The organism is Streptomyces sp. NPDC048295, assembly GCF_040652135.1.
GTDB lineage: Bacteria > Actinomycetota > Actinomycetes > Streptomycetales > Streptomycetaceae > Streptomyces.
In genome coordinates, this window is the sequence record NZ_JBEZLL010000069.1 from 1 (window position 1) to 5,049 (window position 5,049).

Sequence of the window (5,049 nt, forward strand, 5' to 3'; positions counted from 1 at the left end):
AGCGGTCCTGTCCGGGCGTACCGAAGAGGTACAGGATCAGGTCCTGGTCCAGGGTGATGCGACCGAAGTCCATCGCCACCGTCGTGGTGGTCTTGTCCCCGGTGTGCGTCAGGTCGTCGATGCCCGCGGACGCGGACGTCATCACGGCTTCGGTGCGCAGCGGATTGATCTCCGAGACGGCACCGACGAACGTGGTCTTACCCACGCCGAAGCCCCCTGCCACCACGATCTTCGCCGAGGTAGTGGAGCGGGCTGCTCCGCCGCTAGAGCTTGCGAAGTCCACTGAGCACCCTTTCGAGCAGTGTCACATCTGGCTGGCCGCCGGCGGACTCGTCGCCGCCGGGCTGATGAATAGCGACGAGTCCGGCCTCTGCCAGGTCGGCTACGAGGATCCGGGCAACGCCGAGCGGGATCGAGAGCAGTGCCGAAATCTCGGCGACCGACTTGATCTCGAAGCACAGCCGGCAGATCCGCTGGTGCTCGGGCAACTGCCCTTGCAGCCGGGACGGATCGGCCGTGGTACTGACCAACGCCTCAATGGCGAGTTGGTAGCGCGGTCGGGTCCGGCCGCCGGTCATGGCGTACGGACGAACCAGCGGATTGTGCGCGGCCGGCGCGGCAGGCTCGGGGGTCTGCCGCGGCTGTACCGGCTGAATACGGGGCGTCCGGGGCGAGTCGTAGCGGTGCGGACGCTGCGAGGGCCACCCGGAACCCTGCGGGGTGTCCTGCTGCTGCTGCTGCGGCGGCTGCTGGGCGCCCTGTCCGCTGGGTGCGGACGGGAAGTTGAACCGGTTGTCCCCGTGCTCACCCGGCACCTGTCGGCCACCGTTGTACGGGTGTCCGCCCTGGGGTGTGTCCACGATTCCTCCTCCGACTACCGGTCCCGATCCCAGTGGGTCCGCGCCACCGCACCTTATGGCCCGGTGGCGTGAAACGCACTGTCTGTCTACTAGTTAAGAAGACTTCCTTGCAGTTCAGCACGGAGGTCCGGGGTGAGGACACTGCCCGCACGGTCGACGAGAAGAGCCATTTCGTACCCAACCAGACCGATATCGGCGTCCGGATGCGCGAGCACGGCCAGTGAAGATCCGTCGGAAATGGACATGATGAAGAGGAATCCGCGCTCCATCTCCACAACTGTCTGATTCACCGCGCCGCCCTCGAAGATCCGCGAGGCGCCCGCGGTCAGCGAGGTCAGCCCGGAGGCGACGGCGGCCAGCTGGTCGGCGCGGTCACGGGGGAATCCCTCGGACATGGCCAGCAGGAGTCCGTCGGCGGAGACCACCACCGTGTGCGACACCCCGGGGGTGTTGTCCACGAAGTTGGTGATCAACCAGTTCAGATTCTGCGCCGCCTGGCTCATCGGGCTCACACTAACGCTCCTGGTTGTAGGTATTACTGTCGTCCGAACCCGCGCTGCGTCCCCGCAGTACGCCCCGCCGCAGGTTGCTCAACCTGCCGCGGACGTCCTCGGGGGCACGGGAAACCTGGGGGCCGCCCTGAAGGGTCTGCTCCGCCGTGCCCTCGACCAGATTGGCCTTGGGCACCCGCCGGGGGAGCCCGGACGGGGTGATCCCGCCCGCCTTCGGCTCCCGGAGCTTCTCGGCCCGCTCCCAGCGCTCGTCGTTGGCCGAGCGCCAGTCGTCGGAGCCGTTGCCGTCCTGCTGCGCGGGCGACGGCTGCTGCGGCAGTTCCTCCTGCGGCTGCTGCTGCGGCTGCTGCGTCTGCGGCTGCTGTGCGGCGGGCCGGTTGTTCCCGCGACCGGTGGGCTGCCAGTGCTGCTGACCGCCCCGGCGCGGCAGACCGGCTTCGGTCAGCTCGTGGCCGGAGTTGGGCGTGGGCCCCGGACGGTCGAAGCCTACGCTCTCCTGCGGCTCGGCGGGGGCGCTCGGGACGGATTCCACTTCCACCGGTGCAGATGGCTCGAACGCGCCCTGATAGACGCCCTGATCCGGCCAGGCGTCCTGATGGGCCTCGTGAGCGAACGGCTCGCCGTACGAGGGCTGAGAGGTCTCACCGGCCGCGTAGGCGGCTTCCGCATAACCGCCGGGCCGACCCTGCTCGGGCTGCGGGGCAAAGCCCGTACCGGTGGCGTAGGGGTCGTAGCCGCCCTCGTACGAGGTCTGCTGCGGCTCCTGCGGGTAGCCGTTGGCGGCGTACTGGCCGTCGGCGTACGGCTCCTGGGGGAACTGCTGGTGCTCGCCCGCCGTCTGCGCCTCCAGCGCCGCCCGGCGCTCCTCGCGCAGCAGCGAACGGCCCACCGAGTCCAGCTGCGCGGTCTCCGCCGGAGGCTGCTCGTACCGGGAGTCGTCGAAGCCGAGCTCCGCGGCCGTGCGCATGTGCGGCTGCTGTTCGAAGCTCTGCTGCTCCGGGATGATCGAGGAGACGGTGAAGTCGTCGGCCGCGGCGGCCGGTTCGCCACCGCCGCCGTGGGTGATCGCGTCCGGCAGCATGACCAGCGAGGTGGTGCCGGCCTGCTCGCCCGAGGGGCGCAGCTGGACCCGGATGCCGTGCCGGTCGGCGAGCCGGCCGACCACGAACAGACCCATCCGCTGCGAGACCGCCGCGTCCACGGTCGGCGGGTTGGCCAGCTTGTGGTTGATGTCGGCGAAGTCCTCGGCGGTGAGGCCGATGCCCTTGTCGTGGATCTCGATCATCACGCGGCTGTCGGGCAGCCGGGTCGCGGTGACCCGCACCTTGGTCTGCGGCGAGGAGAAGGTGGTGGCGTTCTCCAGCAGCTCGGCGAGCAGATGCACGAGGTCGGTGACGGACTGGCCATGGATCTCGGTCTCGGGCACCCCGGACAGCTCGATGCGCTCGTACGACTCCACCTCGGAGGCGGCGGCGCGGAGCACATCGACCAGCGGGACCGGCTGGTTCCAGCGGCGGCCGGGCTCCTCGCCCGCGAGGACCAGGAGGTTCTCGCCGTTGCGGCGCATGCGGGTGGCCAGGTGGTCCAGCCGGAAGAGGTTCTCCAGCTGGTCCGGGTCGGCCTCGTTGTTCTCCAGGTCGGTGATGAGGGTCAGCTGGCCCTCGATCAGCGACTGGTTGCGGCGCGAGAGGTTGGTGAAGATCGCGTTGACGTTGCCCCGGAGCATGGCCTGCTCGGCCGCCAGCCGGACCGCCTCGCGGTGCACCTGGTCGAAGGCGCGGGCCACCTCGCCGATCTCGTCGCGGCTGTGGATCGGGATCGGCTGGACGCGGGTGTCCACGCGTTCCGGTTCGGCCCGGGAGAGCTGGTCGACCAGCATCGGCAGCCGCTGCTCGGCGATCCCGAAGGCGGCCGTACGCAGCCGGCGCATCGAGCGGCTCATCTGCCGGGCCATCAGGCCGGCCAGGACGAACGCGGCCAGCAGGGCGACGATCACGACGGCGGCATTGACGAAGGCGTCGTTGCGGGCGCTGGACGAGATGTCCGCGGCCTCCTTCACGGCCTTGTCGACGAGCTCGTTCTCGACCGTGGCGTAGCCGTCGAACTTGGCGGTGGCGGCCGCCATCCAGGTCTCGGGCGTGATCCCCTTCGCGGCCAGCTTCCCGGGCGACTTGCCCTGCCCGATCTGCTGGGCCATGCCGTCGAAGACCGAACCGTCGATGCTGGGCGGGGTGACGAACGGGGTACCCGCCGCGTCGGCCTTCTCCTTGGCCTTCCTCAGCTCCTCGGCGCCCTCGTCGGCCTTGGCGGACATGACCTGCTTCAGCCGGGCCGCGTCGGCCTCCGTACCACCGGAGGTGAACTCGCCGAGTGCGATCTGCTCCAGGTAGTTGTACGAGCCGAAGGCCTTGACCTGGGCGTCGAACTTGGCTTTCTCCTGGCTCGGACGCACCAGCAGGTGCATGCCGATGGAGCGCTGAAGCGATTCTGCAGCCTTGGCGAGCTCGATCGCGTAGACCGTACGGCCGTAGCTGGTGATGTTGCCGGTGCCCAGCCCCAGTTCGTTGCTGAACTCCATCAGGGAGTGCTGGACCTTGACGTAGCCCTCCTCCGTCTTCACCGGGTCCATGCCCTCGGCGAAGGCCGACTTGCGCAGCTCGGGAAGGGTGGGCTCCTCCAGACGGAAGAGCTGCAGGCGCCGCTCCAGGCCCTGCTTCGCGGGCATGCCCTTCACGGCGTCGTTGAACTTGCCCGCGGCGTTGTCGGTGGCGGCCTGGACCTGGCCGATGACGTCGGCGTCACGCTTGTTCGAGAGGAGGGGCTGAGCGGAGAGGTCACGCTCGTTGAGGAGTGCCTGGCCGTACTCGGCGGCCGCGCGCACGATCAGCGCGGTCTTCTCGGCGTCCTGCGCCTCGCGCCAGGTGTCGATCGACCCCTTCACCTGGAATCCGCCCATGACCAGGCCGACGAGGACGGGGATCAGGAGAATGGCGTTCAGTCGGGTGGGCACCCGCCAGTTGCGCGGGGAGAACCGGCTGGAGCTGCCACTGGGCGCCGTCGCATCGGCGGACGACGCCGCGGCGCGCGGCGGCGGGGTGAAGTTGCCCCGCTCCTGCTGCGCCGTGGAGCCCGCGTTGTTTCGCCTCACTCGACCAACAACCTCTCGGCGTCGGCACCTACGCTGTGCCGTGTTTTGTTCAGGGCCGTACTACTCGGGAGTTCGTCGAATTCCAGCACGGGGACCGGTCGCGTTCCAAACAGTCGGAACCTGTCATTCCGAGTGACCCGGGCCTCAGATAAAACGGGCATAAAGAACGAGCCCCGTCAAAAGGCGGGGCTCGTGTGCGCGCAGTGGCACCATTCGGATGCGTCGGGTGTCGAACGCGGGGCAATTCTCTGTCGAAACGTTATGAATACGGGGGTGGATCGTGTCAAAGGACACAGTCCACCCCCGCCCGACTACGGTAACTACCGTATGGCAATACCGACTTGTGCCTACTTGAGCCGCGCCATGAGCGCGTGCTCGACGAGCGTGATCAGACCGCTCTTCGCGTCCGCGCGGTGGCGCGCGTCCGTCGTGATGATCGGGGTGTCGGGTCCGATCTGGAGGGCCTCGCGGACCTCGTCGGGGGTGTAGGGCTGGTGTCCGTCGAAGCCGTTGAGGGCGATGACGAAGG

Annotated in this window: 4 protein-coding genes and 1 pseudogene; all 5 read right to left on the bottom strand. The window is 68.7% G+C overall.

The window, feature by feature from the left end:
* The coding region (locus AB0D53_RS41520; protein ID WP_176902409.1) for an ATP/GTP-binding protein at positions 1-283 on the bottom strand (283 nt) is incomplete at its 3' end.
* On the bottom strand, positions 264-860 hold the full coding sequence (locus tag AB0D53_RS41525; RefSeq protein WP_362454715.1) for a DUF742 domain-containing protein: 597 nt from the start codon (positions 858-860) through the stop codon (positions 264-266). The genes AB0D53_RS41525 and AB0D53_RS41520, both read right to left, overlap by 20 nt.
* A gap of 89 nt (positions 861-949) precedes the next feature.
* A complete protein-coding gene (locus AB0D53_RS41530; protein WP_006127847.1) occupies positions 950-1,363 on the bottom strand; it encodes a roadblock/LC7 domain-containing protein in 414 nt (137 codons plus the stop codon).
* 10 nt (positions 1,364-1,373) lie between these two features.
* Complete coding sequence (locus AB0D53_RS41535; RefSeq protein WP_362454717.1) at positions 1,374-4,520, bottom strand: nitrate- and nitrite sensing domain-containing protein; 3,147 nt, start codon at positions 4,518-4,520, stop codon at positions 1,374-1,376.
* 347 nt (positions 4,521-4,867) lie between these two features.
* Positions 4,868-5,049 (bottom strand): annotated as a pseudogene (locus AB0D53_RS41540) (ATP-binding protein); the annotation flags it as partial.

What these genes read in the sequence shown, in the direction of transcription:
- AB0D53_RS41530 (WP_006127847.1), bottom strand. Translation starts at nt 1,363, where the DNA reads ATGAGCCAGGCGGCGCAGAATCTGAACTGGTTGATCACCAACTTCGTG.